1 pseudogene is annotated in these 345 nt (G+C 67.5%); it reads left to right on the forward strand.

Going from position 1 to position 345, the window contains the following annotated elements:
* A pseudogene (locus M2R48_RS21505) lies at window positions 1-345 on the forward strand (hypothetical protein); the annotation flags it as partial.

Consider the following 345-nt stretch of genomic DNA (forward strand, 5'->3'; position numbering starts at 1 on the left):
TGCGCCGAGCCGTTGATACGCATCGGTCTGTCGGCCACGCAAAAACCCATCGAGGCGGTGTCGCGTTTTCTGGTGGGCACGGCACGTCCGTGCGCAATCGTCGACATCGGCCATGCGCGCCCGCGTGACCTGGATATCGAAGTGCCGCCGGTGCCGCTGTCAGCGGTAATGGCCAACGACGTGTGGGAATTGGTCTACGACCGCCTCGCCGCCCTCGCCCGCGAACACCGCACCACGCTGATTTTCGTCAACACCCGGCGCCTGGCCGAACGCCTGGCGCGGCATTTGAGCGAGCGCCTGGGCAAGTCCGCCGTGGCCGCGCACCACGGCAGCCTGGCCAAGGAG

The sequence above is a fragment of the Acinetobacter sp. I-MWF genome, from assembly GCF_025433935.1.
Classification (GTDB): Bacteria; Pseudomonadota; Gammaproteobacteria; order Pseudomonadales; family Moraxellaceae; genus Acinetobacter; species Acinetobacter guillouiae.